The 26,624-nt window shown below is 67.2% G+C and carries 23 protein-coding genes and 3 pseudogenes; 11 read left to right on the plus strand and 15 right to left on the minus strand.

The annotated features are described in order from the left end of the window. Window positions 1-434 precede the first annotated feature (434 nt). Genes JN22_RS06215 through JN22_RS34790 form a run of 3 tightly spaced genes read right to left on the minus strand, consistent with a single transcriptional unit; the run spans window position 435 to window position 1,929 of the window. Window positions 435-1,358 carry a YsnF/AvaK domain-containing protein gene (locus JN22_RS06215; RefSeq protein WP_211099581.1) on the minus strand — a complete coding sequence of 308 codons (924 nt, stop codon included), beginning with the start codon at window positions 1,356-1,358 and terminating at the stop codon, window positions 435-437. A gap of 4 nt (window positions 1,359-1,362) precedes the next feature. Then, window positions 1,363-1,791 (minus strand): YsnF/AvaK domain-containing protein, encoded by a 429-nt coding sequence (locus JN22_RS06220; RefSeq protein WP_085553078.1) that lies wholly within the window; start codon window positions 1,789-1,791, stop codon window positions 1,363-1,365. A 9-nt stretch (window positions 1,792-1,800) separates the two neighbouring features. Beyond that, window positions 1,801-1,929: a hypothetical protein gene (locus JN22_RS34790; RefSeq protein WP_263300732.1), complete on the minus strand. Its 129-nt coding sequence runs from the start codon at window positions 1,927-1,929 to the stop codon at window positions 1,801-1,803. Between the two features lie 326 nt (window positions 1,930-2,255). On the opposite strand from JN22_RS34790, the gene JN22_RS06225 reads away from it, so the two are divergent. The 3 genes from JN22_RS06225 to JN22_RS06235 all read left to right on the plus strand — a co-directional run bounded on the left by JN22_RS06225 (window position 2,256) and on the right by JN22_RS06235 (window position 10,178). Further along, entirely contained in the window at window positions 2,256-4,133 is a 1,878-nt protein-coding gene (locus tag JN22_RS06225) for an AI-2E family transporter (RefSeq protein ID WP_085553079.1), read from the plus strand. A 384-nt stretch (window positions 4,134-4,517) separates the two neighbouring features. Further along, window positions 4,518-9,128, plus strand: coding sequence for a chemotaxis protein CheB (locus JN22_RS06230; RefSeq protein ID WP_223677596.1), 4,611 nt, complete (start codon window positions 4,518-4,520; stop codon window positions 9,126-9,128). A 240-nt stretch (window positions 9,129-9,368) separates the two neighbouring features. Then, window positions 9,369-10,178, plus strand: coding sequence for a transglutaminase-like domain-containing protein (locus tag JN22_RS06235; RefSeq protein ID WP_085553080.1), 810 nt, complete (start codon window positions 9,369-9,371; stop codon window positions 10,176-10,178). 451 nt (window positions 10,179-10,629) lie between these two features. Here JN22_RS06235 and JN22_RS06240 read toward each other — a convergent pair whose 3' ends face one another. The 9 genes from JN22_RS06240 to JN22_RS06280 all read right to left on the minus strand — a co-directional run bounded on the left by JN22_RS06240 (window position 10,630) and on the right by JN22_RS06280 (window position 19,285). Further along, window positions 10,630-10,953: a hypothetical protein gene (locus tag JN22_RS06240; RefSeq protein WP_085553083.1), complete on the minus strand. Its 324-nt coding sequence runs from the start codon at window positions 10,951-10,953 to the stop codon at window positions 10,630-10,632. 675 nt (window positions 10,954-11,628) lie between these two features. Then, window positions 11,629-12,795, minus strand: coding sequence for a sensor histidine kinase (locus JN22_RS06245; RefSeq protein WP_179166055.1), 1,167 nt, complete (start codon window positions 12,793-12,795; stop codon window positions 11,629-11,631). 209 nt (window positions 12,796-13,004) lie between these two features. Then, a complete protein-coding gene (locus tag JN22_RS06250; RefSeq protein WP_179166056.1) occupies window positions 13,005-13,379 on the minus strand; it encodes a response regulator in 375 nt (124 codons plus the stop codon). Between the two features lie 219 nt (window positions 13,380-13,598). Further along, the gene (locus JN22_RS06255; protein ID WP_085553086.1) at window positions 13,599-15,812 is read right to left on the minus strand and encodes a response regulator; all 2,214 of its coding nucleotides are present in this window, start codon (window positions 15,810-15,812) and stop codon (window positions 13,599-13,601) included. Window positions 15,813-15,814: 2 nt separating this feature from the next. Beyond that, window positions 15,815-16,147: a circadian clock KaiB family protein gene (locus JN22_RS06260; protein ID WP_085553087.1), complete on the minus strand. Its 333-nt coding sequence runs from the start codon at window positions 16,145-16,147 to the stop codon at window positions 15,815-15,817. Then, window positions 16,144-16,503: a circadian clock KaiB family protein gene (locus tag JN22_RS06265; protein ID WP_085553088.1), complete on the minus strand. Its 360-nt coding sequence runs from the start codon at window positions 16,501-16,503 to the stop codon at window positions 16,144-16,146. Before JN22_RS06265 ends, JN22_RS06260 begins: the two co-directional genes overlap by 4 nt. Next, window positions 16,500-18,203: a circadian clock protein KaiC gene (gene kaiC, locus JN22_RS06270; protein ID WP_085553089.1), complete on the minus strand. Its 1,704-nt coding sequence runs from the start codon at window positions 18,201-18,203 to the stop codon at window positions 16,500-16,502. The genes JN22_RS06265 and kaiC overlap by 4 nt, the downstream gene beginning before the upstream one ends. After that, window positions 18,200-18,388 (minus strand): hypothetical protein, encoded by a 189-nt coding sequence (locus tag JN22_RS06275; RefSeq protein WP_143268158.1) that lies wholly within the window; start codon window positions 18,386-18,388, stop codon window positions 18,200-18,202. Before JN22_RS06275 ends, kaiC begins: the two co-directional genes overlap by 4 nt. A 249-nt stretch (window positions 18,389-18,637) precedes the next feature. Then, window positions 18,638-19,285: a LuxR C-terminal-related transcriptional regulator gene (locus JN22_RS06280; protein ID WP_085553090.1), complete on the minus strand. Its 648-nt coding sequence runs from the start codon at window positions 19,283-19,285 to the stop codon at window positions 18,638-18,640. A 613-nt stretch (window positions 19,286-19,898) separates the two neighbouring features. On the opposite strand from JN22_RS06280, the gene JN22_RS06285 reads away from it, so the two are divergent. The 6 genes and pseudogenes from JN22_RS06285 (at window position 19,899) to JN22_RS06305 (ending at window position 22,329) form a co-directional block, all read left to right on the plus strand. Further along, a complete protein-coding gene (locus tag JN22_RS06285) occupies window positions 19,899-20,111 on the plus strand; it encodes a cold-shock protein (RefSeq protein ID WP_085553091.1) in 213 nt (70 codons plus the stop codon). 149 nt (window positions 20,112-20,260) lie between these two features. After that, window positions 20,261-20,398, plus strand: a complete 138-nt coding sequence (locus JN22_RS06290) for a hypothetical protein (RefSeq protein ID WP_179166083.1) — start codon at window positions 20,261-20,263, stop codon at window positions 20,396-20,398. Between the two features lie 167 nt (window positions 20,399-20,565). After that, window positions 20,566-20,754 (plus strand): annotated as a pseudogene (locus JN22_RS34795) (cation:proton antiporter domain-containing protein); the annotation flags it as partial. Between the two features lie 109 nt (window positions 20,755-20,863). Next, window positions 20,864-21,220, plus strand: coding sequence for a hypothetical protein (locus tag JN22_RS34800; protein ID WP_282183167.1), 357 nt, complete (start codon window positions 20,864-20,866; stop codon window positions 21,218-21,220). A 20-nt stretch (window positions 21,221-21,240) separates the two neighbouring features. Further along, on the plus strand, window positions 21,241-21,711 hold the full coding sequence (locus tag JN22_RS06300) for an NAD-binding protein (RefSeq protein WP_247877486.1): 471 nt from the start codon (window positions 21,241-21,243) through the stop codon (window positions 21,709-21,711). Window positions 21,712-21,855: 144 nt separating this feature from the next. Beyond that, complete coding sequence (locus tag JN22_RS06305; protein WP_085553092.1) at window positions 21,856-22,329, plus strand: hypothetical protein; 474 nt, start codon at window positions 21,856-21,858, stop codon at window positions 22,327-22,329. A gap of 42 nt (window positions 22,330-22,371) precedes the next feature. Here JN22_RS06305 and JN22_RS06310 read toward each other — a convergent pair whose 3' ends face one another. Together JN22_RS06310 and JN22_RS06315 are read right to left on the minus strand one after the other, a co-directional pair. After that, window positions 22,372-22,974, minus strand: coding sequence for a class I poly(R)-hydroxyalkanoic acid synthase (locus JN22_RS06310; protein ID WP_211099582.1), 603 nt, complete (start codon window positions 22,972-22,974; stop codon window positions 22,372-22,374). 254 nt (window positions 22,975-23,228) lie between these two features. Continuing rightward, entirely contained in the window at window positions 23,229-23,492 is a 264-nt protein-coding gene (locus tag JN22_RS06315; protein ID WP_085553093.1) for a hypothetical protein, read from the minus strand. A 413-nt stretch (window positions 23,493-23,905) separates the two neighbouring features. Here JN22_RS06315 and JN22_RS06320 point away from each other — a divergent pair. Next, window positions 23,906-24,647 (plus strand): annotated as a pseudogene (locus JN22_RS06320) (IS5 family transposase). 218 nt (window positions 24,648-24,865) lie between these two features. After that, window positions 24,866-25,381: pseudogene (locus JN22_RS06325) on the plus strand (oxidoreductase); the annotation flags it as partial. A 20-nt stretch (window positions 25,382-25,401) separates the two neighbouring features. Here the strand turns inward: JN22_RS06325 and JN22_RS06330 are convergent. After that, window positions 25,402-26,619 (minus strand): ABC transporter substrate-binding protein, encoded by a 1,218-nt coding sequence (locus tag JN22_RS06330; protein ID WP_085553095.1) that lies wholly within the window; start codon window positions 26,617-26,619, stop codon window positions 25,402-25,404. Window positions 26,620-26,624: the final 5 nt, after the last annotated feature.

Raw genomic sequence — 26,624 nt, forward strand, 5'->3', positions numbered from 1 at the left:
AGAACAAGCCCACCGGCCAGCGGAGCCCCCTCCCCTTCCCAAGAGAGGCACAAGGACGGCACGATGACCGGCCGCCAAGGGCTCCCTTCCAAAGCCTCCGTCAGAGTCTCCGCGTTCCGCCTCCATGACAATCCTGACCCTCACCCTACGCAAATCTGCATGGATTTTTCCGCCCAAATGATTCCGATGTGATTCCGGAAGCGGCCTGGAGGGGTTTAACTTCGAACAGCATAAAGCCGCTGACCTCGATGTGAGATCAACGGCTTATGATTTTTTGCGGGGGGAGGGGGGGGGGCGCAACCAACGATTCTTGCGGTTGATCGAGGCTGAAATCCCCAAGTTCGCAGCCTGACCAACCGCATCCTTGCCGACCATCTATCCGATCAGATGCTCATCATCACGTTCCAACGGCAGAAAAGCTGCCGTCATGCCTGTTACCGCTCGACGTCGTCCCGGCGCACGGTGTTCCCCATCCCGCTGCGCTGGGTCCGGTCGTCCTCGATCTCGACCTCGGTGCGGCGAACCGTGTCAGAGACGGTCTGGGCGCGCTCCTCGACGTCCTTGCGGACGACCACCTCCTCCTTGACCAGCGTGCGCTTCTGGATCACCGCCTCCTCGTCGGTCTCGCTGACCTCGATGGTCCGTTCACGGAACGCATCGGCCGGAATGTCGCCAACCTCGCGCGTGACGGGACGACGCTCGACCGTCACGGTCTCGTCGCGCAGACGGACCTGCTCCTCGACCGGTGTCTCGACCACATAGCTGCGCACACGGATGGAGCCCCGTTCCACCGCGCGCTTGCCGATGGTCAGTTCCTCCTCGGTCACCGGAAGCACCTCTTCGCGTTCGCTGCCGACCCCGCTGGGCATGGCGGTGTCCGCGGTGACGTCCGTCCTGTTCACGCCACGGAAAGCCTCGGCCGCGCTGCCGAGACGGGCATCGCCGCGCGTCCCGCCGACCGCGTAGCGCGCGCGCTCCTCGACGGCCGACGCCTCATCGTAAGGAGCGGCCGTCTCGTCGTAGCCCATCCAGCCGGTCGAACGGTACGCCTCGCCCCGCTGCCCGATGTCGATCACGGCGCCACGCTCCAGGACGGCGATGGCCCGCTCCACGTCGTCGTCATCCACCCGCAGCGTCAGGAGCGTGCCGCCGCGGCGCATGCCCTCGGCGTAGACATGGGCATCGGCCTCGGGGACGTTCCAATCGCTCAGGCGCGACAGATAGGAGCCGCTCATCCCGGCATCGTTGTGGGAAACGAGTTCGCCGACGCCGCGGTCGAAGCCCTCGGCCTCGAGATCCCGGAGCGCCGCCTCGGCGTCGGTGCGGGTGTCGTAAAGGGCGACGATGGTCTTGTTCATGGCTTTAATCCTCGATGGGTTGGTCGGAGGGGTGGTCGGACCCGGCATCCCGCCCGCCGGGCTCCTCGATGCGCTCGACGATGGCGTCCTCCGAGCGCAGCGTGACACGCTGCTCGGCCTGGACGGTGCGTGTGGTCTTGCGCAGATGGATCTCTTCACGCAGAATCAACCGGCGCTCGACCACCAGCACTTCCTCGACGATGGGGATGATCGTGGTGGAGCCGTCCTGACGGATGTCCGGACGAGCGGCGACGGCGCGGTTCACCGGCACCCGGACGATCTCGACGTCCTCACGCTCCAGCGCTTGCCGGACGGTTTCCTCGCGCTCGATCGCTTTGGTGGTCACGCGCACACGTCCGCGTTCAATCCGGTGCTTGTCGACCGAGACGGTTTCCGTGTGAAGCGGGACAACCTCTTCACGGTCGCCGGGCATGGGCAGGCCTCAGCGGAGAAAGAGATACAGAAGGACCGCCAGCACGATCAGGCCAACGGCGATCCACGTCCAGTTGAGACCGCCCGCGCTCACGGCGTCATAAACGCCGACCTTCTTGGGACCTTGATCATCAGGCATAATTCTTACTCCGGCTGGACAAGACGACAGAATCACCTTGCAAACAGATAACGCCGCCAGCCGTTCCGGCCGATAAAATGTTCATAATTGCCAACCCCATATTTGGCAAAATCATTGTTAGAAATCAGAAAAATCAACCGGCAGTTATCTTTATAAGAGATTATAGTCTTAACGTTATAATGGGTTATTATTTGAAACAATTGACCGATGCACCCATATCGAACAACAGGGAACAGGCACAGTCCCGGGCGCCGCGCCCAAGCCGCCCAAGTCCATGATCCGCGGAATCATCGCATCTGCGGGATCAACGCCAAGGAGCCAAGACCATGCCGACGCCTGGAGCCACCACGATGTCCGGGCGGCGGGGCGCCGCGGTTCCATCGGCCGTGCCGACGCGGACCTCGACGACCACCGTCCTTGCCTGCGCGGTGACGACGGTGCTTGCCCTCTATTTCGGGCACGAGGTCTTCCAGCCGCTGGCGATCGCCATCCTCCTCAGCTTCGCGCTGGCTCCGGTCATCAAGCGGCTGCAACGCTGGAAGGTCCCGAAGACCCCCGCCATCGTCGGCGTTGTGCTCCTGTCCTCCATCCTCGTGGCGGGCACCGCCGCGCTGGTCTCGCTGCAACTGGTCGATCTCGCGCAGAAGATGCCCGAGTACGAGCAGAACCTGCTCGCCAAGATCAAGAGCCTGGGCGAGGCCAACGCCGAGAGCGGGTTGGCGAAGCGGCTGATCGCGCTTGGCGGCGACCTTGAGAAGGCGATCGTCGCCGCGTCCGACGGCACGCCGGGCAGTCCCGGCGCCGACCCGAAACCCGTCGCCGTGGAGATCCACAGCAAAGCCTCGCCCTTCCAGATCCTCTCGGACTATGGCGGGCCGATCCTCAAGCCGCTGACCACCGCCGGCATCGCCGTCATCTTCACCATCTTCATACTGCTGCAGCGCGAGGATCTGCGCGACCGCCTGATTCGCCTGACCGGATCGGGCGACCTCCAGCGCACGACGGCCGCCATCGACGACGGCGTCGGCCGCCTGAGCCGCTTCCTGCTCGCGCAGGTTCTTCTGAACAGCGTGTTCGGGGTGATGGTGGGGCTCGTCCTGTGGGCGATCGGTCTGCCCAACCCCCTGCTGTGGGGCATCATCGCCGGGCTGATGCGGTTCGTGCCCTTCATCGGGTCGATGATCGCGGCGGGCCTGCCGCTCGTGGTGGCACTGGCCGTCTCGCCCGGCTGGACGGTCCCGGCCCTGACGCTGGCCAGCTTCGTCGTGCTGGAACTCGTCGCCGGCAATGTCGTCGAACCCTGGCTGTACGGGTCGAGCACCGGATTGTCCCCCTTGTCGGTGCTGGTGGCGGCGATCTTCTGGACCGTGATCTGGGGCATGGTCGGCCTTCTCCTCGCCATGCCCCTGACGGTCTGCCTGATGGTGCTGGGCCGGCATGTGCCGCAGTTGGCCTTCCTCGACGTACTCCTCGGCAACCGCCCGGCGCTATCCCCGGAAACCCGGCTTTACCAGCGCATGCTGGCGAACGATTCCAGCGAGGCCGTCGACATCGCGGAGGAGGCGGCGGAGGGCAAGCCGCTGCCCCAACTCTACGAATCCCTGCTGATTCCGGCGCTGCGGCTGGCCGAGGCGGACCGGCGCGCCGGGATCCTGCCCCTGGAGACGCGCAACGCCATCGCCGAGGTGACGGGCGACATCGTCGCGGCGCTGTCCGACCACACCGACCCTGTGCCGTCTCCGGACGCGGCCGGGGGCGCTTCCCAGGCGTCGGGCACGGCAGCGCTGCTGCGCCGCAAGGGCAGCGTGCTGTGCCTGCCCGCCCACAGCCAGATCGACGCCGCCGCCGCCGGGCTTCTCGCCCATCTCCTGCGCCGCGAGGGGCTGGTGATCGCCGAAACCGAGGCCGCCACCGCGGCTCCCCTGGTGCGGCGCATGGAAAACCTGCCGCACGAGGGGGTGGGCCTCGTCTGCCTGATCGGCATGACGCTGAACCACACGCAGACCGCCCGGCTGATCCGCCGCGTCCAGGGGCATTTCGGCAGCGGCACGCGGATCGTCGTCGCGATCCTCGGCGGGGACAACGGCGACCCGGCCGCGCCGGATGGCAACGGGTTTCCGCTGGCGACGACGCTCGGCGATGCGGTGCGGATGGTCAGGGAAGACGCCATGCGCCCGGTGTCGCCGGCTCTGGCCGGCGATTGAAGGCCAAGCCTGTTGGCCCGTACCCATGCACGATTCCAAAGCGGACCTTGTAAAGCAAGGTGGCGGCCGGAACACGGTTCAGCATGCGCCATACCGGCGCCGCGTCGACCGATTTGTGCAAGATGAGGGAGCAGAGTTGGGGACGGCGCCGAAAATATCTCTTTAAGACATAAGCAGGGGATTCTCCGATAAATCTTCCGGATCGGAAAAACATCGCGACGGAGTTTTAGTGGAACCGTGGTTTTTCCCGCATGTTTGAGATATCATGCGCTGATGTGACAATTCCAGCCGCAAGCCTGGGCCTGGAAACGTCAACCATTGCTTGCAGCCGAGCGGGCCGGAAAGCAGAACAATCTCCCAGGATGCGGAGGGGAGTTCGATATCGTGAACCGTCAGCCCGGCGAAAAGCAACGCGACACGGCGGAAACCGGCCTTGAACCGTCCGCGATCGTCGGCATCGGCGCTTCGGCCGGTGGGCTGAAGGCCATCACAGCCCTGCTCGCCGTCGTGCCGAAGGACAGCCGCCTCGCCTTCGTCGTGATCCAGCACCGGACTCCGGACAATGAGGAGTTGTTCACCGATCTCCTGTCCAAGATCACGCCCTTGCCCGTCCACGCGGCGGAGGACGGGATTGCCCTGAAGACGGATCACATCTACGTCGCCCCGGCCGGCCGGCTGACGACCATGAAGGACGGCCGTCTGCGCATCCGCATGCCCCAACCGTCCGACAACGCGGCGCTGCCCATCGACCTCTTCCTCCGCACGCTGGCGGCCGACCAGCGGGAGAAGGCCATCGGTGTCGTCCTGTCGGGCAACGGGGCGGACGGAACCTACGGGCTGCGATCGATCAAGGAGTATGGCGGACTGGTGGTCGTGCAGGATCCGGCGACCGCCGCCTTCGATGGCATGCCGCGCAACGCCATCGCCACCGGGATGGCCGATTATGTCCTGGCGCCGCCCTCGATCCCGGCCGCCCTGATCGATTACGTCCGGCAACCCTATCTTGGGCCCGTGACGAACCGGAAGAACGCGGATGACGACGGCGACGACGCCGCGAACCCGGTCTTCCAGCGGATCCTCACCCTGCTCGCCGCCCAGACCAAGCGCGATCATCGCGCCTACAAGGCCAAGACCCTGGCGCGGCAGATCGAGCGGCGAATGGGCATCCACAAGATCGCCGGCATGGCGGAGTATCTGGTCTTCCTGGGCAGCCATCCCGCCGAGATCGAGCAGTTGTCGCGCGATGTCCTGATCAGCGTCACCCGTTTCTTCCGCGACGTTTCGGCGTTCGAAGCGCTGGCCACGGACGTCATCGGCCCGCTGGTCGGCGAGCGGGAGGCCGGGCGGCCGGTGCGCGTCTGGGTTCCGGCCTGCGCCACCGGCGAAGAGGTCTATTCCATCGCGATCCTGCTGATGGAGGCCTGCGCCCGATCCGCGAAATCCCTCGACGTCAAGGTGTTTGGCAGCGACGTCGACAGCCGGGCGCTGACCGTCGCCCGCACCGGCCTGTATCCCGAAACCATCGCCTCCGACGTATCGCGCGAACGGCTCGACCGCTTCTTCACTCCGGCCGAGGGCGGCTATCGGGTCTCCAAGGCCCTGCGCGACACGGTCACCTTCGCCCAGCACAACCTGCTCAGCGACCCACCCTTTTCCAACCTCGACCTGATCAGTTGCCGCAACGCGCTGATCTACATCGAGCCGGACGCGCAGAAGACCATCTTCGTGATGTTCCATTTCGGTCTGGCGGAGGATGGCGTCCTTTTCCTCGGCTCGGCCGAGACCGTGAACGGACGCTCCGACCTCTTCGGCCCGCTGTCCCAGAAATGGCGGATCTACCGCAAGATCGGCAGCAGCCGCGGAACCGCGTTGACGCTTCCGCCGGCCAACGGACTGCCCGCGGCGATGGCGGTTCCCCCGCTCTTCCCCACACGCGGCCACAGCCCGGCCGAGATCACCCGGCAGGCCCTGTTGCTCGAATACGCCCCGGCGGCCGCGCTGATCGACCCCCAGCACCGGGTCCAGTATCTTTTCGGCCCGACCAGTGATTTCCTCGAGCTGCCGATGGGGGAGCCGCCCTGGGATCTGACGGCGATGACGCGTGGGGAGCTGCGTCTGAAACTGCGCGAGGCCATCGCCCGGGCGGCAGGCTCGCACGGCAGCGTCCGGATCGCCGGGATTCGTCACAAGCACCACGGTGCGTCCCGGCTGGTGGCCGTCACGGCGATTCCGGTCCGTTTCCCCAAGGACAAGAGCGACCTGCTGGTGGTGACCTTCGCCGCCGACGATCCGCCCCGGACCGCTCCCCCCGGCGAGGCGGTGCCGGTGCCGGTGCCGGTGCCGGTCGAAAGCGCACAGCTCGATCAGCTCGAATACGAACTCCGCATCACCCAGAAGGAGTTGAACGTCAAGGTCGAGGAGCTCGGCGCCGCCCACGAAGCCCTGAGGGTCGCCGGCGAGGAGGTGTTGTCGATCGGCGAGAAGTATCAATCGACCACCGAGGAGCTGGAGACCTCCAAGGAGGAGTTGCAGTCCCTCAACGAGGAACTCAGCACCCTGAACGCCCAGCTCCACGAAAAGGTCGAGGAACTGGAGGCGACCACCAACGACCTGACCAACCTGCTGAGCAGCTCCGACATCGCCACGATCTTCCTGTCGCCCGATCTGCGGATCAAGCGCTTCACGCCGACGGCAACCCGGCTGTTCTCCCTGCTGCCTCAGGACATCGGACGGCCGATCGTCGATATTTCCCGCCATTTCGCCGATCCCGACCTGATCGAGGACACCCACGCCTCGCTGGCCAGCCTGGCCAGCCTGGCCAGCCTGGAACGCGAGGTGGCGGCGACCGGGGACGCCACCTTCCTGCGCCGCATCCAGCCCTACCGCACCCAGGACGGCCGCATCGAGGGCACCGTCATCACCTTCAGCGACGTGACGGCGTTGAAGCGGACCAGCCTGACGCTGGCCCTGCGCGCCCGCCAGCACAAGCTGATCGCCGATCTCGGCCGCCTGGAGCCGGTCGGGCCGGATGGGCCGGACCGGCTGGCGGACGCCGCCCGGCTCATCGCCGAGGGGCTGGCCGTGGACGGGGTCGCGATTCTCGGGGGTTCCGGGATTCCCGGATCCGGGGAGCCGTCCGGCGATGCGACCGGCCTTGCCGGGGGCCTGACCCTGCTCGGCGCCGCCGGGTTGCCCGCCTCGCCGGACGGCGCGGGGAGCCTTTTCCCTCCCGACCCGGCGACGTTGGTCGGCCGCGCCTTCCTGTCCCGGCAGCCGCTGATCGTCGCCGATTTCGCCGCCGATCCACGGATCCGATCGACCGGGCCTTGGCCGGACGGACGGACGGCCAGCGGTCTGGGGGTCGTGTTCGGCGACCGGAACCGGGGCCCGTTCGTTCTCGCGCTGTCCAGCCGGAAGCGCGATCGTTTTTCCGAAAGCGACATCGACTTCGCGCAGGCCGTCGCCAGCATGCTGGGCGTCGTCCTGGAGCGCGCCCGCATCCTCGACGAGGCGCGCGCGGACCGCGACTTCGCCGAGGCCATCGTCAACACGGTGCGCGAACCGCTGCTCGTGCTCGACGACACGCTGCGCGTGGTGGCCGCCAGCACGGCCTTCCATCGGGCCTTCGGAAGCACGCCGGCCACCACGCTCGCCCATCCCCTCTGGACCGTCGCGGCCGGCAGCTTCGCCGATCCGGCCCTCCGGACGGCGCTGGAACGGGTCATTCCCGACGATTCCGCGATCGAAGCGCTGGAGATCGTCATCGGCCCCGGTCCCGGCGAGCAGCGCATCCTCCTGAACGCGCGCCGCATGAGCCAAGGCAATCTGATTCTCCTCGCCATGGAGGATGTCACCGAACGGACCCGCGTCCGCGAGGCCCTGGCGGCCGCCAAGCTGGCCGCGGAGCAGGCCAGCGCCAGCAAGACCCGCTTCCTTGCCGCCGCCAGTCATGACCTTCGGCAACCGGCCCAGGCTCTGATGATGTTCCAGCATCTGCTGAGCCTGCAACCCATGACCGACGCCGCCACCCGGCTGCTGTCGGACATGGGGCATTCGTTGGGGGCGCTGACCTCCATGCTGGACGACATTCTGGACGTGTCGCGTCTGGACGCCGGCATCATCGAGGTGTCGCCCCGTTCCTGCCGTCTTCACCCGATGCTCGCCGCCTTGTGCGCCGAAACCGCGCCGCTGGCCGAGGCCGCCGGACTGGCGTTGCGGTGTGTTCCCACCAGCCTGATCGTGCGCAGCGATCCGGCGCTGCTGGTGCGCATCCTCCGGAATTTCCTCGCCAACGCCGTCAAGTATACGGACAGCGGACGCATCCTGATGGGGTGCCGGCGCTCCGGCCATGCCCTGCGCATCCAGGTGTGGGACACCGGACAGGGCATTCCCCACGACCAGCTCTCCGTCATTTTCGAGGAGTTCCATCAGGTCGGCAACCTGGAGCGCGACCGTCGGAAGGGGCTGGGGCTGGGCTTGGCCATCGTCGAACGCCTTGCAGGGCTGCTTGGTCATCCCATCCAGGTCCGCTCGCGCGTGGGGGCGGGATCGGTCTTCGAGGTTCTCGTCCCCTTGGCCAACCCGGAGGATCCCGTTCCCGCGGACGACGAAGCGGTGCTGTACAACGCCGGGAACGGCGAGCGGGTGCTGGTGATCGACGACGATCCCGCCATTCTCGCCGGCATCCGCGCGTTTCTCACGGAGGAGGGCTACCATGTGATCGCCGCGCCGGACGGCGACACGGCCATGGATCGGCTTGAGGACCATCCTCCGGACCTGGTCATCGCCGACTTCCGGCTGAAGGGCGCGGAGAATGGCGCGGAAGCCATCCGTCGCCTGGAACGGTGGCTGCAAACCAGCCTGCCCGGCATTCTCCTGACCGGCGACACCTCTCCCATGCGGATCCGGGAAGCGATCGACAGTGGTTTCCTTCTTATGCACAAGCCGCTCAGTCCGGAGGGTTTGCTGAGAGCGGTCCGGCGGGCGCTGTCCTGATCCCCGGTGTTCCCAACCGAGGTGGGAACATCCCGGCATCCCGAGGCGACGGGCGAGACGACGGTCCCGGCCTCGAACGGCTTCCGAACGGTTCCGGCCGAACATGAATTCCAGGCCAAAGCCCGAAATCCCGCCCCCCACACACCGACGGGGCCACCGTGACCGTGCATGTCATGGTCCGAGCCCCGCGTCCTCCGGCCCCGGGCCGGCTCCACCACAGTTTTTCCTCGGAGAGCCTTCATGCGCATACGCCTGGGTTACCAGCTGAACTTCCGCTTTCCCGCCCCCACCCCGATGATCGTGATGCTGAACGTGCATTATTCGCGCGTCGGCGACCTGGAGCGGCCCGACCACATCGTCACCAGCGTGCCGGCGGCGATCCAGGGCTACCGCGACAGCTTCGGCAACTGGTGCAGCCGGCTGGTGGCGCCCGCCGGCTCCGTCACCATCGGCGCCGACAGCATCATCCGGGACAGCGGAACCCCCGACACGGCCGAGCCCGGCGCCGAGCAGCACCGCGTCGACGCGTTGCCGGCCGACACGCTGCTGTTCCTGCTGGGCAGCCGCTATTGCGAAACCGACGTGCTGTCGGACGAGGCGTGGCGGCTGTTCGCGGGCACCCCGCCGGGCTGGGCGCGGGTGCAGGCGATCTGCGACTTCGTCCACACGCATGTGAGTTTCGGCTACGAGCATTCGCGCCCGACCCGCACCGCCGCCCAGACCTACGCCGAGAAGCGCGGGGTCTGCCGCGACTACGCCCATCTCGCCATCGCCTTCTGCCGCGCCATGAACATTCCCGCGCGCTACTGCACCGGCTACATCAGCGACATCGGCCTGCCGCCGCCCTACGCCCCGATGGATTTCGCCGCCTGGATGGAGGTCTATCTCGGCGGCCGCTGGCATGTCTTCGACCCGCGGAACAACGCCCCCCGGATCGGACGCATCCTGATCGCGCAAGGGCGCGACGCGGCCGACGTGCCGCTCACCCACACCTTCGGCCCCAACACGCTGACAGGCTTCCGCGTTTGGACGGACGAAGTGGCCGCTTGATCCGGCGAGCCCGGTTCCGGCGGCGGCGGCTCACGCCGGCCCGAGCACCGTCATTTCCGGCTTGATTGGCAGCCTGCACCGCGGCGATGAGGGCGCCGGCCGATCCGTTGGCAATGGGACCGTAACGTTGCCCTTCCAGACCGATGAACCAGCCGCTCGCTTGGCACGACACCACGTAATGGGCTGAAAGACTCATGATTTTCCTACAGGGCGCTTGCGCCGGCTGCGGCGCAGGCTGTGGTGAAACGGGTCAGCAGGGCGCCCCGCGGCAGACTGGCATGGTCCGGCGGCAAACAGGCGGGGGGAGGATCTCCCTGTGGCGGGCTATGATGTGGTGGGCCGTGACGGGCCGCCGGATGCCAGCGCCGCTCCGCCTCCTCCCAGCGCATGTGCTCGCGCAGCAGGTCGGAGCCATGGGGGCACCGTCCTTCGATGGACCGGAACAGGGCGGTCATGGCCGTTTCTCCGATCGGGATGCGAGCGGCGGAATGCCGGCCATGACCGGAACCACCGGGTGCGGAGCGTCCGTGATCGCCTGCGCGGCTCCGCCGTCGCCCCCGCAGGACCAATGGACATGGCCGCGGTCCCCCGCCGCCGACAGCGTCAGCACGACGCTGGCGAAGCCGAGACGTTCCGCCGCCCGGGCTTCGCGAATGGCCATGGCGAGCGCATCGGCTTGGCTGATGCAAGGCGGATACATGAATCCGTCCACCCGAATGGTCCAACCGGCGCGGGTCTTGAAGATGAAGAAGGCAAGCCTTGTCCTGGCGTCCATGGGAGATCCTCCGATCTGAACCGGAAGACCGTTCATCCGGCCCGCCGGACAACCGCCTTCCGCATGCTGTTTTGGCGGCGCTCCCAACCGGCTTGAAGCCTTCATCAAGCTCCTGAAAGGGAGATACATGTTTGCGGACTTTGCTTTCGTGAGCCCCGGCCCACACGGCCGTGGTCGCGACCGTCACCAAGCTCAGAAAATTCCGGTTTTGAGCTTGCCTTTTGATCTTGCCACCACGCCAGGACGGGCTCTGACCCATGATCCTCGGAAAAATGAGCGGACCAGGAATGGTTTCAACAGACCTTAACTGGTTGGCGGCAGAATAATTTCAATGACTATTATGAATTTTCCTTGATCCATAATGTGACCGGCATGCAGCAACACACCCGATCCTTCAGAATATTTCCGAAATTGCGGGCCGTTTCCACAGCGGGTTCCCCACGCCCCTGGGTCGTGCGCTGCTGGAATCGACGGTGACGGGCGATGGCCGACAGAGGGGACCGTCGGCGCCGTGCCATCCTCCCCCATCCACTCTTTCCGTCTCCTCGGGCTCGCGCTCAGCGTCTTCGCGGTGCTGCGCCACCATGCCGGCCCCGCCGCAGCGGTCCAACTTTTCAAAAGGCACAGGGGCCGACTGGCGTCAAAGCCCTACGCCGATCCGCATGTGTCCGGCTGTCAGGAACCTGGCAGAAGCGGAAAGCGGACTTTCCAACAGGTTCCGCGTTCGATCGGACGCTGGAGCGCTGTTCCGCCGATCTGTCCCGCCAACGATTGCACCAGCATGGTGCCGAGGCTTCCCTTGCGCGGCGGTCCCATGCCGACTCCGTCATCGGCGACCGTCAGCACCGCCTCATGGTGCGATGGCTCGGCGGCCAGGGCGATCCGCACGGTTCCGTTGGCGCTCGTGGGAAATGCGTACTTCGCCGCGTTGGTCAGCAGTTCGTTGACGATCAAGCCGAGCGGCACGGCCTGATCGAGCGGCACCAGGAGCGGCTCCACATCCGCCAGGATGGTGATGCCCTCATGCTGAAGAGCGAGGTTGCCAGCCAGCCGATCCATATAGGGAGCGAGTTCCACCATCGTCGTCTCCTGCGTGGCGCTGAGCTGCTCGTGCGCCATGGCGATCGCCCCGATGCGGGCCATCAAGCCGTTGAACCGCTCCTTGATGCGCTTGTCCTCCTGCTGGTGCCCTTCGAGCTGGACCATGGCGGCGATGACCGCCAGATTGTTCTTCATGCGGTGCTGGAGTTCGTTCAGCCGCATCTCCCGCTCGGCCAAGGCCGCCGCCGCCTCTTTCGCCGTCCGCTGTGCCGTCTGACGAGCCGCCTCGTGATCGGCCGCCCGCTCCACCGCCACGCCCAGGATGTTGGCCATCACCTGTAGAAACCGCGCGTCCGTCCCGGTAAAGACGTGCGGCTGCGTGCTGGCGATCTTCAACACCCCCCAGACCATGCCGCCGCTGAGCACCGGGGCGTCGACCAGGGAACGGATCCCGTGCTCCCGCTGGAAAGCCGAGACGTGGTGCGCCTCATCGCACAACAGATCCCCGACCACCGTCGCATGCCGCGTCAGGTAGCTTCGCCCGGCCGGCGAGTTGGCGTCGATGGGGAAATGCTTGGTCCCCACAAGGCCCGGTCCCCAACCGGTTCCCGCCTCCAGAACGAGATTGCTCCGATCGCCGTCGTAACGCAGCACCATGGTGTGGGAGACACCGCTCCCGCGCGCCAACCGCAGCGCCGTCAGAGGCAACAGCCGCTCCACGGGGATGTAGCTGGCCAGCAGCCGGGTGAAGTCGAGCAGGGCGCTCTGCTGCCGATCGCCTTTGTCGGCCGTCTCGCCCATCCAAGTGTTCTCGGAAAAATCACTCGGCATGAAACGTCCCGCGGAAAGAAAAAGCTGCCCAACGCAGACGCCGGGCTCTCACAGCTTAAGATACTCGAGACCGGATTTCCCTGTCCCAGGATAAGGGAGGATACGGCAAAACCGAAGCGGCCCGCTCCGGTTCCGGTAACCCGCCGCACGGCGCCCGGGCGGGCCTCGGCAGCGGGCAATCATGGGACGGCGGGTTCAAGCGGTGCCCGGCCGTCATCGCTCAGGGTTTGCCGCAAAATCCGCACCAGCCTCTCCGAAGAAAAAGGTTTTGGGAGAAACACGGTGGTGAAGGGAACAGCCGCGGCCGGCAGCGGCAGGGCGCTCATGAAGATGACCGGAATCACGCCGATCCCCGGACGGTCGCGCGCGGCCGCGACCCAGTCGGTCCCCGTCATCCCCGGCATCATCACGTCGCTGACGATCACGCCGACATCGGGCGCCAGGGCCTCGGCGCCGTCGGCGGCCTCGATCACCTCATAGCCGGCCTCGCTGAGCACCTCCGCCAACAGCATCCGCACAACCGCCTCGTCTTCGGCCAGGAGGATCTTTCCCACGCGCGCTACCTTCTGCCTGTTGAGGGCGTTCCATTCCGCTCGAGGCACCACCGATGAGACGCGCGTCAAACCATGCTCCGCGTTTCCAACAGATCCTGCGGTCCTTCGTTGCGCACCATCGAGCGCACGGCGTGTCGGGTTGGCGGAGGGATCGGGCCGCGCGATCGCGGGCATCCCGCGACGAACCGCCGGCTTCGGCACCGGATGCGTGGACGACGCTCAGGCGACAGGCCGATGGTCTCCACGCCTTACAACAGGTCCGGCCAACAGGCTGCTCATGAGCTGAGCCAACTGCTCGACCCCATAGGGCTTGCCCAGCGTCGGTGCCGCCGTGTACGGCTCCGGGTGGGAGCCGGCGCCATAGCCGGTGGCAAACGCCACCGGCACCCCATGCGCGGCCAGGACGTCGGCAACCGGGTAGGACAGCACCCCGCGCAGGCTGACGTCGAGGAGCGCCGCGTCCAGCGGTTCCCCACCGGCCATCGCCAGAGCGTCGGCGAGCGTCGCCGCCGGACCGACCACCTCGAACCCCAGATCCTCCAGCATCGCCCCGACCGCCATCGCCACCAGGGCCTCATCCTCGACCAGCAGGACACGCGGAGACCGCCGGCCGGCGGCGGCCGGCTCCAGCGCGGGCACCGTCTCCGATCCGCTCACCGGGATCGCAACCGCCGGGATCACGCTCGCCGGGGCGCTGGCCGAAACAAGAGCCCGGCGGATCGCCTCGCCCAGTTCCTCGTGGCGGTAGGGTTTGCGCAGAATGGGGAACTCCACCTCCAGCAGAGGATCGCGCACCCGTTCCCCGGCGGTGAAGCCGGAGGTCAGCAGGACGCCCATGCCGGAACACCGGTGGCGCACCGCGCGCGCCAGATCGATGCCGCTCATCCCCTGCGGCATCACCACGTCGGAGAACAGGAGGTCGATGCCCTCCCCCCGGTCGAGCACCGCCAGAGCCGCCGGGCCGCTCTCCGCCTCGATCACCGTGTAGCCCAGTGCCTGCACGAGCTGCACCACCAGCCGCCGCACATCGACGTCGTCCTCCACGACCAGCACGGTGCCGTGGCCATCGCCCTGCGCCGGCTGCGGGACGGCCGCCACCTCCGCCGAAGCCTGCGCCTCGGCCCAGGGCAGATGCAGACTGACCCGCGTGCCCTCCCCCGGCGCGCTGCGCAGGGTGACGAAGCCCCCCGACTGGCGGACGAAGCCGTAGATCATGCTCAGCCCCAGCCCGGATCCCTTGCCGATCTCCTTGGTGGTGAAGAAGGGCTCCAGCGCCCGCGCCAGCGTGTCGGCGTCCATGCCGTGACCGGTGTCGGCAACCGAGACGGCGACGTAGCGGCCGGGCTGGGCGCCGGCGATGCCGGCCGCCGCCGCCTCGTCCAGCGTGAGGTTGTCCGTCGCGACCGTCAGGCGCCCACCGTCCGGCATCGCGTCGCGTGCGTTGATGGCGAGGTTGAGCAGAGCGTTTTCGAACTGATGGGGATCGATCCGGCAATGCCAGAGCTCCGCCGCTTCGGCCATCTCCACCGTGATGGCGGCGCCGACGGCGTGATGGATCAGCGACGCCAGGGTGGGCAGAAGCGTGTTGATGTTCAGGACCTGGGGCTGGAGGTTCTGCCGGCGGGAGAAGGCGAGGAGCTGCCGGGTCAGCCGGGCGCCGCGCTCGGCGGCCCCCATCGCCTGGGCGACGAGCGGCCGCGCCTCCCCGTCGGCCGGCAGCCGCCCCTGGGCGAGTTCGAGGTTGCCGGAGATGATCATCAGCAGGTTGTTGAAATCATGGGCGATGCCGCCGGTCAACTGGCCGACCGCCTCCATCTTCTGGGCTTGCCGCAGTTTCGCCTCGGTGCGCTCGCGCTCGGCGATCTCGGCGGTCAGCCGGGCGTTGGTCTCCGCCAGTTCCGTGTTGCGCCGGCGCTGCTGGGTGAGGTCGGTGACGACGCCGCACAGGATGCGCTCCTCGCCGCCCGGCAGCACGGCGAAGGACAGATGGGCCGGCACCAGGACGCCGCCCGCCGCCAGCAGCGTGACCTCGCCGCGCCCGCCCGCCCCGGCGCTGCCGGACAGCAGCGCGGCGAAGGTCGCGCGGTCCTCGTCGGGCACGAAGCGGTCGAAAGTGCCGCCGACGATGCGCTCCTGGGGCCGGCCGAGCAGGGTGGCGAGCCGATGGTTGCAATAGAGCACGACGCCGTCGGGATTCAGCGTCACCGCCCCTTCCTGCATCTGCTCGATCAGCACCCGGTAGGGGCGGTCGGCGCTTTCCAGCGTGTAGACCTGATGGCCGTCGACGCCTCCGACGACGACGGCGTCGACCTCGCCGCCGCGGATCGCCTCGATGGTCTCCTCCGCCTCGCGCAGCCGGGCCCGCGCCTCCGCCAACTCGCGCCGGAGATCGGCGATCGCATCATCGTGCCGGGAGATGGGGCTGGACGGCATGTTCAGGGACCATCACCGGCGTGGGCGGGCGGGCGCGGCCGGATGCCCAGCCCGGCCAGGACCTTGTCGCCGTCCGAGAGATCGCCGACCACCCGGCGCGGCGGCAGGGGCAGCAGTTTCACCAGCGTCGGAGCGGCGATGATCTGCTGCTCGACCGCCGCCGTGGGGGTCCGGTAGATGTCGATCACCTCGAGGTCGTAGCGCCCCTCCAGATGGGTGGCGCAAAGGCGGCGCAGATTCTCGATGGCCCGGGTGGAACGGGGGGTCGAACCGGTCACGTAGAGGCGGAGCGTGTAGTGGGGCTCCCCGGGAGGGGAGCCCGGATCATCGCTCATGAAATCTCCTTGCGCCGGATGTCGAGGCCGACGAGGACCTTCTCCGTGTTCGACAGGTTGCCGATGATCCGCTTCAGCGGCTGCGGCAGGTGGCGCACCAGCGTCGGAATGGCGACGATCTGGTCGCCCGCGGCGAGTTGCGGATTCACCAGGAGGTCGATCACCTCGATGGTGTAGCGGCCGGCCAGATGTTCCTCGCAGATGCGCTTGAGGTTGGCGATGGCGGCCAGGGACTTGGCGGTCTGCCCCGCCACGTAGAGCCGCAGGCTGTAGGGCCCATCGGGCGAACCGGTGTCGGCGGAGAGGTCCGGCGTCTCGGCGGGGTGCAGGGGCGCATGGCCGTCGTTCCCGTTCATTCCGCCGCGCCCCGCATCGCCGCCATCGTCTGGCGGTCCTGTTGGAGCGTGCGCTCGCGCAGCGCCGCCTGTTCGTCCAGCATTGCCACCTCCGCCGTCTCGGCCTCCAGCGCCGCCCGCAGCTCGGCGATCTGCCGTTCCATGGCGGCGGTCTTGCGATCCAGCTCGCGGCGGCGCAGCGCGCGCTCGCGGTCCCGGCGCAAGGCCTCGGCCCGCTCGCGCACCTCCTCCATGACCCGCGCCGATCCGGTCATGACGCCGCCCGGACCGATGTAGGGTTCGGTCAGGACGACCCCTTCCCCGGTCAGGCGGTATTCGCGGATCTGGTTGGAATGGCTCATGCCGCGCGCCTTGAGGACATAAAGACCGCGGTTGCGTTCGCCCGTCTCCTCGATGCAGCGCAGCGAGATCCAGATGTCCATCAGCGAGGACACCATATGCTCGGTGTCGCTCAACTGGGTCGAGGCCGTCAGCCCGGTGAACAGGGCGGTGATCCCGCCATCCTTCAGGATGTCGATCAGCCGCAGCAGCGCCGCCTGGATCTCGGAGTTCGGCCCGTGAAAGGCGGAGATCGGATCGACCACCACGGCGGTCGGCCGGAACCGCAGCACGTCGCGGACGATGCGGGCCAGATGCATCTCGAAGCCGAACAGGCTGGGGCGCGCCGATTCGACCCGCAACAGCCCGGCCGCGATGTGGGGCCGCAGATCGGTGCCGACGGAGGACAGGTTGCGGACGAGCTGTTCGGGCGATTCCTCGAAGGTGAAGAGCAGGCAGCGCTCGCCCCGCTCGCAGGTCGCGGCGGCGAAGCGCGCACCGAAGATGGTCTTGCCGGTGCCCGAGCCGCCGGTGACCAGGACGCTCGACCCGCGGTAGAAGCCGCCGGCGCCCAGCATGGCGTCGAGCCCGGGCACACCGCTCGACACCGGTTCGTTCGAGATCGTGTGGGCGAGGCCGGCCGAGGTGATCGGCACGACGCTGATGCCCTGGCCGTCGATGAGGAACGGGTACTCGTTGGTGCCGTGGGCCGATCCGCGGTACTTGACGATGCGCAGCCGCCGGGTGGTGATCTGCTCCTCGACCCGGTTGTCGAGCAGGATCACGCAGTCCGAGACATACTCCTCCAGCCCGTGCCGGGTGAGCTGGCCCTCGCCGCGCTCGCCGGTGATGACGGCGGTGACGCCCTGCTCCTTGAGCCAGCCGAACAGGCGCCGCAACTCGGCGCGCAGGACCGCCGTGTCGGTGAAGCCGGAGAACAGGGCCTCCAGCGTGTCCAGCACGACGCGCCTGGCGCCGACGGTCTTGATCGCGTGGCCGAGGCGGACGAACAGCCCCTCCAGGTCATACTCGCCGCTCTCCTCGATCTCGCTGCGCTCGACACGGACATGGTCGATCGCCAGCTTTTTCGCGGCAACGAGGCCGGGCACGTCGATGCCGAGCGAGGCGATGTTGGCCGCCAGATCCTCGGCCCGCTCCTCGAAGCTCATGAAGACGCCGGGCTCGTCGAAGCGGAGCGCGCCGTTGACCAGGAAGGTCATGGCGAACAGCGTCTTGCCGCAGCCGGCGCCGCCGCAGACCAGGGTCGGCCGCCCGGCGGGCAGGCCGCCCAGCGTGACGTCGTCGAACCCGTCGATGCCGCTGGGGGTCTTGGGAAGGGACTGGAAAGCGCTGTCCAGCGCCGTGGCGGCGTGCATCGTCATGGAGCCTGGGACACCTTGGGCGTGTTGGTGACGTGGCGCCTGCGCGGATCGGGACCGCCCTTTCGAGCGGTCCGGTGCCTCGGCACGGTTTCGATCAGGCTGGCGTGCGTGCGGTTTTCCTGTTCGGCGCAACGCCGAGCTGCGAGCCGTTCCGGGTCGATCCGCACCGTGATCGCCGTTTTCATGACAGCCCACCTTTTGGAAGTGGAGGCACCCTACGCCTTCGGCGGTCGGCTCCGCAATACACCCTACGCTGGATGCGCCATGCCGAACGTCAGAACCGCTCGCCTCCGGGACGGCGCTTCGCCGTCGGCGGCGGCCCAGCGTCGCACTGTGACGATGGTGCCGTCGGCGTATGGCTGTGGCCGCGCGATGATGACGCCCCAAACCCTGCTCCAACAGGAAGCGGCCCCTCCAAGCGGCCGGAACGGCGTTCAGACGGTCGCCGGAACGACCGACGCCTGGCCGATGCCGTTGTTCATCGCCCAGATCGCCGCCTGGGTGCGGTTCGTGGCGTTGATCTTGCGCAGCAGGCTCTTCAGGTGGACCTTCACCGTCGCCTCGGTGATCTTCAGGTGGTTGGCGATCGTCTTGTTGCTGCTGCCGGCGAGCAAGCAATGCAGGATCTGGGTTTCACGCGGAGACAGCCCCTTGCGCTGAGACTGCGGCTCGTCCACCGCCGTCTGGCCACCGAGCAGCAACGCGGCCAGCTCGGTCGGGAAAACCGTCTCGCCCATCATCACCAGCGTCAGCGACTGCATCAGGGATTCGCTGGCGATGTCCTTGCGCAGATAGCCGTTGGCGCCGGCCCGCAGGGCCGCCGCCAGATGCCGGGCATCGAGTTCCGAGGTCAGAACCACGATGCGGGCCTTGGGATGAGCGAGGCGCAGGGTCTGGAACGCTCTTTCCGTGATGTCGCCCGCTGCGGGATCGATCAGCATCAGGTCGGCCTCGGATGCGGTGATCTCATGGAGGCTGGCGGCCTCGCCGACCACCTCGAAGTGCGCGCCGTCGAGAACGCGCTTCAACCCCGCCCGGAACAGGCGGTTCGGGTCGATGAGGAAGACAGTCAGCGTGGTCATGATCGGGCATCCGCTCTGCAAAGCCAAAAGACCTGGACCATTCGGCGAATGGCCGCTCTCCGTTGGCATCATCCCGAAATAATTATCTGCTCGCTAAAATGAAACTGGCTCTTGGTAACACGGAGCTCCGCTGTTGATGCTAGTACATATGGCTCTTTTTCCGTGCCGAACCGCCTCTGCGGCCCCGCTATGACTGAGGCGTTAGAAGGAATCGCCGAACCCGGCGAGACGGAGGCGAGCCGGATCGGCTCTCGACATTGAGGCCATATGTGAATCGGCGCGGGAACGCGTTCAAAATGACGACAAAATCAGGAAGGTCCGGACGGGCGCTCCTTCACACGATGGCGTTCATCGGCGCTTTCCGGAAGCAACGCCGCACCATCAGCGCCAAATAATTTCCGACAATGATTCCTGATGCATAAATAAAATTTCAGATTTTCCTTGCAACATTGCAATAAAATCCCTATATTCCGCAGGTCGATGGACGGGCATACGACTTGAGATGGCGCAGTAAAGCGCGGACGAGTCGAAGAATATGATCACCTGAAAATGCGAATTCGACGGCCCGCGGTTTCGCGGGCAAGCCAAATCCATGTTTGAAAAGGAGGTTTCCATGACGACGGGAACCGTGAAATGGTTCCACGCCCAAAAGGGCTTCGGCTTCATCGCGCCGGACAATGGAGGCAACGACGCCTTCGTTCACATCAGCGCGGTCGAGCGGGCCGGGCTGGGTGATCTGCGCGAAGGCCAGAAGCTGGGCTTCGAACTGGTGTCCGACCAGCGCAGCGGCAAGATGTCCGCCGACAACCTGAAGTTCCTGGACTGAGCATGATGCCGGAGGTGTCGGGTCATCCCCAAACCTCCGGCACTCGTCCGGGCGCCTCCGGGCCTCGCGCCAAAGACCGGCCCCGGGGCCTTTTTCCTTTCCACCGCACCGCACCGCACCCGCCGACCGGGTGCCGAGGAGACCACGCCATGGCCAAGGGACAGAAACGCGGCAACCGCGAAATCCGCAAGCCGAAGGCAGCCAAGCCGGTCGCCGCCATGTCGGTGGCGACCTTCCTGAACAAGAAGGAAACCACCAGCGAGAGGTCTCCCCGGAAGAAGGGCTGAGCGGAAGAAGGGCTGAGGCCGCCCCAGGAAACACCCGCGCATGCTTCCGCGGCAGATCCCTATGGCGAAACCGCCCCATCGCCGAGCCCCGTTTCATCACCCTGTCTTCGATCAGCCACACCGCGCTCCCTGACTGGTGGTGCAACGAGGAGCTGTTCACGCTCTCGGTGCTGGCGATCGCGCTCGGCATCGCCTTCGGCTCGGCCGAACTGTTCAGCGTCTCCTTCGCGCTCGGGGCCTTTTCCGCCGGTGCCGTCCTGAGCGAAAGCGACTTCAGCCATCAGGCCGCGGCCGACGCGCTGCCGCTTCAGGACGCCTTCGCGGTGCTGTTCTTCGTCTCGGTCGGCATGCTGTTCGACCCGACGATCCTGCTCCGCGAGCCATTCGCGGTGCTCGCGGTCCTCTTGGTCATCGTCCCCGGCAAATCGCTGGCTCCCCGGCAAATCGCTGGCGGCCTTCGGCATCGTGCTGGCGTTCGGCCATCCGGCCTCGACCGCGCTCACGGTGTCGGCCAGTCTGGCGCAGATCGGCGAGTTCTCGTTCATCCTGGCCGGGCTCGGGGTGACGCTGGGGCTTCTGCCGCCAGAGGGACGCGACCTGATCCTCGCGGGCGCGCTGCTGTCGATCACCCTCAACCCGCTGGTGTCCGCCGGTCTCGACCGGCTGGCAGGCTGGCTGCGCCTGCGGCCGGGGATGCTGGGCCGGCTCGAGCGCCGGAGAGCCGACAGCCTGTCGGCGTTGCCTCCGGCCGACGAGGGCCCGCGGAATCATGCCGTCATCGTTGGCTACGGACGGTCGGCAGCGTCGTCGGCAAGGGCCTGACGAGCCAGAATCTGCCGATCATGGTCATCGACCAGAACCGCCGGCGGGTCGAGGCGTTGCGGGAACGCGGCGTGCCGGCCGTCTATGGGGACGCGACGACACCGGGCGTTCTGGACGCCGCCGGCACCCGGCGGGCCCGGCTGATCGTGGTCGCCACGCCCGAGGGCTACCAGACGCGGCGCGTTCTCGAGCTGGCGTGCCGGATCAACCCCGGCATCGACACGGCGGTGCGGACCCACCGCGAAGCCGAGGTCGCCCACCTGGAGAGGCAGGGCGTGGGCGTGGCGATCATGGGGGAGCGCGAACTCGCCTTCGGGCTGATGGACTATGCCCTGCGCAGCCTCGGCGCCTCGGACGACAGGGCCCGGCGCGTGGTCCAGGGGGTTCGGGTCGCGGGCGACGGCGGCGTCTACGAGCGGCGGCACGGCGAGCCCTCACATGGCGCCCCGGAACTGCGCCAGCACCGCGACGAAGCTCTGCCACCCGTTTGACACCATTCCTCTGCATGGCGTGATGATGAATTCCGCCGGTCCGCTCATCGCCGAACTGATGAGAAAGATATTTCTTAATACATGATCGCGCACCTTCCGATACCGTCTACAGTCTTTGATTCTTCTTACGAAATTTTCGGATGAATGTTCGACGAAACGCCATACATAAGAGTCAGTCACATGATTTTGTGGGAGGACAAGATGCCTCTGCGCGCCGAATACACCCTGCATCATTCCGATTTGAGCGAATTTCTGTCCGCCCCGCTGTGGGAGGAAACGAACGGAACCCCGCTCAGTGTCCTCTCGGCGCTGGCGCGGCTCGACATCGATCCCTGGGCCGAGGCGGCCCGCTTGGCGGCGTTGCCGAGGGACGCCGCCGCATCGGCGCTTGCCGTCATCCTGCGTCGGCTTCCCACGCAACAGGCCGGGTCTCCGGACGCCGGCACGGTCGCGGACCGCCTGGTGACGCTGCTGCCCGAGGGCGGCTCCGCCACGTCGGTGGACGGAAACGCGGTCGGCGGGAACGCCGGACCAGCTCTTGGCATGGGCACCACCGGCCTCTGGATTGCCCTGGCGCTGTTGGCGGTCCTCGTTGTTTGGACGATGGCGGGGTTGTGACCCTGACATCCGCTTCTGGAGACCACATGGGGCGGGGCGGCATCATTTTTCCAGCACGCAGGCGCCGGGCGCGTCCGCGAGCGGGGGATGCGCCGTACTGCCCAGAGCCGGCGGCTTTCCGGTTCGCCCCGACCGCTTGGCCAGCCACGCCGTCCAATCCGTCCACCAACTGCCGCTGTGCGCGGTGGCCTGCCCGCGCCACGCCTGAGCGGTCGCGCCGGGTTGACCGGCGTCCCGCCCGGCGGCGTCGGCCCAATAGGTGCCCTTGCCGCCGGGCGGGTTGATGATGCCGGCGATGTGCCCGCTGGACGCCAGCACATAACGCACCTTGCCCCCCTTGAGCAGGCGGGTGACGCGCCACGCGGCGTCCCGGGGAACGATGTGGTCCTTCTCGGCGCCGACCGCGTAGACGTCCTGCGGGATACGCCCGAGGTCGAAGGCCGGCGCCTTGTCGCCCATGAGGCAGTTGTTGACGACGTTCGACCAGATCAGGTCGTTGGAGCGCAGGAGGTTGAACATGTTGCTCATCTCCCGGCTGTCGAGATAGCCGCGCTCCATCATCTGCTGCTCGATGAAGTCCACCGTCGGCTCGCCCGGGAACACCGCCGTGTCGCCGACCTGGGAGAAGTCCTGGAGCGACACCATGAAGGTGGCGGCGTTGAAGCGGGCGTCGCCCTTCGCCGCGAGCCAGGACCGCCCTGATCGCCTTCGCCTATCTGGAGGAGGACGGCGCGCTGCTCTGCGCCGCCCCGGCCGGGGTCTTCCTGCTGTCCGCAACCGTTCTGACGGCCACCTGGGAAGCGATGAGCGCCATCGGCTGGCTGCCGAACATTCTGTGAAAGACCTTCACTCCTGGGCAGACCGAAGGCGTCGCCAGTGGCCATCCGGGTGAGGGCAGCCTATGCGAGGGCGGCGTCGGCCCGCTCGGCCTGCTCGAGTTCCACGGGATCGATCGTGGCGGCCTGGAAGCGGACCGGGCCACCGACGGGCGCCGGCAGCAGGATCACCGTCGCGACACGCCGGTAAACGGGAAAGGACAAGCCTTCGATCAGCTCCTCGTCGGTTTCGACCGTGTAGGTCCCCGCCGGCTGGACGCCGTCGATCCCCGTCAACACGAAGGGGTGCGAGAACTTCACCATTCTGCTGCTGGTGCGTGAGAACATCAGACGTCTCCTCGGGCTCGATCCATCGCGAGCGATGTCGGGAGCGATGCGGGGGGCGAAGGCCAACCTTCCGACACGGCGGCGCCCCACGACCGCTCATCCTCGGCCCCGTTCCGCAGACCGCCCGCGGGAGCCGCCGGAACACCGGCACCCGTCGCGCCCCTGTCCGGAAACCCGGTCATTTCGTGGGCTCCACGCGGAAGCCTCTCGGTGCAGGTGTCAACCATCACGTCCTCCATGGCTGCGGCGGCAGAGAGTTTTCAAAGTGCCGCATCAGGACTCATATGAGCACGACTGCGGAATTCCGCTCCCATGGGATCTAGGGTCTGTTGACATTCGAAGAACGAAAGGGGATTCCGCTGGCTTGTGAAATCTGATTCGAGGCTGCCAAATAGGAGGTGGCCTTGGATCGGATGGTTCTGCGGGATGATCAGTGGGAGCGGATAGCGCGGCATCTTCCCGGCAAAGTGGGCGATCCCGGCCGCTCGGCGGCGGACAATCGCCTGTTTTTGGAGGCGGTCCTGTGGATTGTCCGCGTTGGAGCGCCCTGGCGGGACTTGCCCGCAGCGTTCGGCAATTGGAACTCGGTGTTCCAGCGCTTTCGGCGATGGGCCAAGGCTGGTGTCTTCAACGAGGTCTTCACCGCCTTATCGAGCGACGCGGACTTCGAGTACGCGATCATCGATGGAACGATTGTCCGGGTGCATCAGCACGGCACCGGCGCAAGGGGGGACTCAGGCTCAGGCCATCGGTCGCTCTCGCGGCGGGCTGACGACCAAGATCCTGGCCGTGGCCGATGCGCTGGGCAACCTTGTGCGGTTCATCCCGCTGCCGGGCCAGCGGCATGACAGCGTCGGCGTCGCGCCGGTCTTGAAGGGCATCGAGTTCTCCGCCTTGCTGGCCGACAAAGCCTTCGACAGCAACGCCATCCGCGCTTTGGTCGCCGAGCGTGGGGCGGTCGCCGTCATTCCATCCAAGGCCGACCGCACCACTCCGATTCCCCATGACGCCGAGATGTACAAGCGGCGCCATCTGGTTGAGCATTTCTTCTGCAAGATCAAAGGATTCCGCCGTATCGCCACGCGATACGACAAAACCGACACCAGTTTCGCGGCGGCCATCCACCTCGTAGCAACCGTCTTGGAAACTCAATGAATGTCAACAGACCCCAGCCCAGCGCCTTCAGCTTCAGCATCGCCGACACGTCATCCGCGCCTTCATCACGTCCCTCCGCGGTTCAATGCCCCGCGGAAGAACCTCGTTCAAGCTCGGCATCCCTCAAGTCCCCTTCCCTCCCTCGTGTCGCCAGGGGGGCAGTTTGACGTGTCGCCTGACAGGCGCCGAGCGCCATCCCGCAGGACGACGGCTACCCGATGCCGCGCGCGATGACCCGCCAGGACATCGCCGACTGCGTGGAGGCCTGGAGCAGCGCCGCCGCGCGCGCCGACCGCGCCGGCTATGAGGTGCTCGAACTGCACGCCGCGCACGGCTACCTGATCCACGAGTTCCTGTCGCCCGCCTCCAACCGGCGGACCGACGCCTATGGCGGCTCCTTCGGGAACCGCATCCGTTTCGCGCTGGAGATGGTGGAGCGGGTCCGCGCCTCCTGGCCGGAGCACAAGCCGCTGGTCCCGCGCGTCTCCACCGAGGACGACGGCGGCTGGGCGGTCGAGGACAGCGTGGCGCTCGTCCGCATCCTGAAGCGCTGGGGGGACAGTTTCGGCTGCTCGTCGGGCGGCATCACCGGCGCTTCGCCGATCGAGACGCGGATCTCGCTCGCCTACGGCTATCAGGTCGGCTTCGCCGAGCGGGTGCGCCGCGAGGCGGAGATGCCGACCATGGCGGTCGGCCTTGTCATCCACGCCGACCAGGCCGAGGCGATCGTCCGCGACGGCCGCGCCGAACCGCCTCAGCTCTTCAGGTGGCACTCGGGGCTGATCGGGCCGAAGGCCTCGTCCGGCGGCACGGTCCTCACCAGATCGACGAGGTCGAGCGGACCGCTCATCGCCGCGCGCGCCTTGGCCCGCATCACATACATGTCGTACATCACCCGGCCGTCGGCGCGGACCCAGCCCTTGCCGGTGACGGGATCCTCGACCGGAATTTTCTGCATCTCGGCGATGACCTTCGGGGAGTCGGTGGTCCCCGCCGCCTTCACCGCCTTCAGGTAATGCAGCACGCTGGAATAGGTCGCCGCCTGGCTCTGCGACGGCAGCACGCCGCGCTGGTCCATGAAGCGCTTGGCCCAGGCCGTCGCCTGCGCGTCGCGGTTCCAGTAGAAGCTCGAGGTGTAGGTCAGGCCCTTGACCGCCTCGTCCTCCAGCGCCTTGATCTGGGTGGTGTCGAAATAGAGCCCGACGATGCTCATGCCGCCGTCGCGGATGCCGAACTCGTTGGCCTGCTTCAAGGCGGTCAGCGTGTCGGCGCCGGTGTTCGACAGCGCCAGCACCTTCGCCCCCGAGCTTTGCGCCTGGAGCAGGAAGGACGAGAAGTCGGCGTTGTTGAAGGGGTGGCGGGCGGTGCCGGCGACGGTGGCGCCCCTAGCCTTCAGCACCTCGACCGCCGCCGCCTCCAGCGACTTGCCGCCCGAATAGTCGACGGTCAGCATGAACCAGGATTTCTCGGTCTGCGACACCACCGCCGCCGTGGTGCCGGCGATGGCGCGGGCGGTCGCCGTCCACAGGATGCCGGTCGGCGAGCAGTCGGCGCCGATCAGCGAATCCGCCGTGCCGCCGGCGATGACGTCGACCTTGCCGCGCTCGCGGGCGATGGCGCGGACGGCGAGCGCCACGGCCGAGTTCGACATGCCGGTGATCATGTCCACCCCGTCGCGGTCGTACCATTCGCGCGCCTGGGTGCTGGCGATCTCCGGCTTGTTCTGGTGGTCGGAGGCGAGAAGCCGGACCGGCTTGCCGAGCACGCTGCCGCCGAAATCGTCGATCGCCATCTGGGCGGCGACCACCTTGCCCTTGCCCGACAAATCGGCGGTCGGACCCGACAGGTCGTCGAGCAGCCCGACGATCACCGCGTCGCCGGACGCTTGGGCGGTGCCGGTGCCGGCGGCCAGCAGGCCGCAGACGGCGGCGGCGATCAACGCACGCTGTTTGGTCATGCCGTGCTTGGTCATGTCGC

The sequence above is a fragment of the Azospirillum agricola genome (genome assembly GCF_020005195.1).
Lineage (GTDB): Bacteria > Pseudomonadota > Alphaproteobacteria > Azospirillales > Azospirillaceae > Azospirillum > Azospirillum agricola.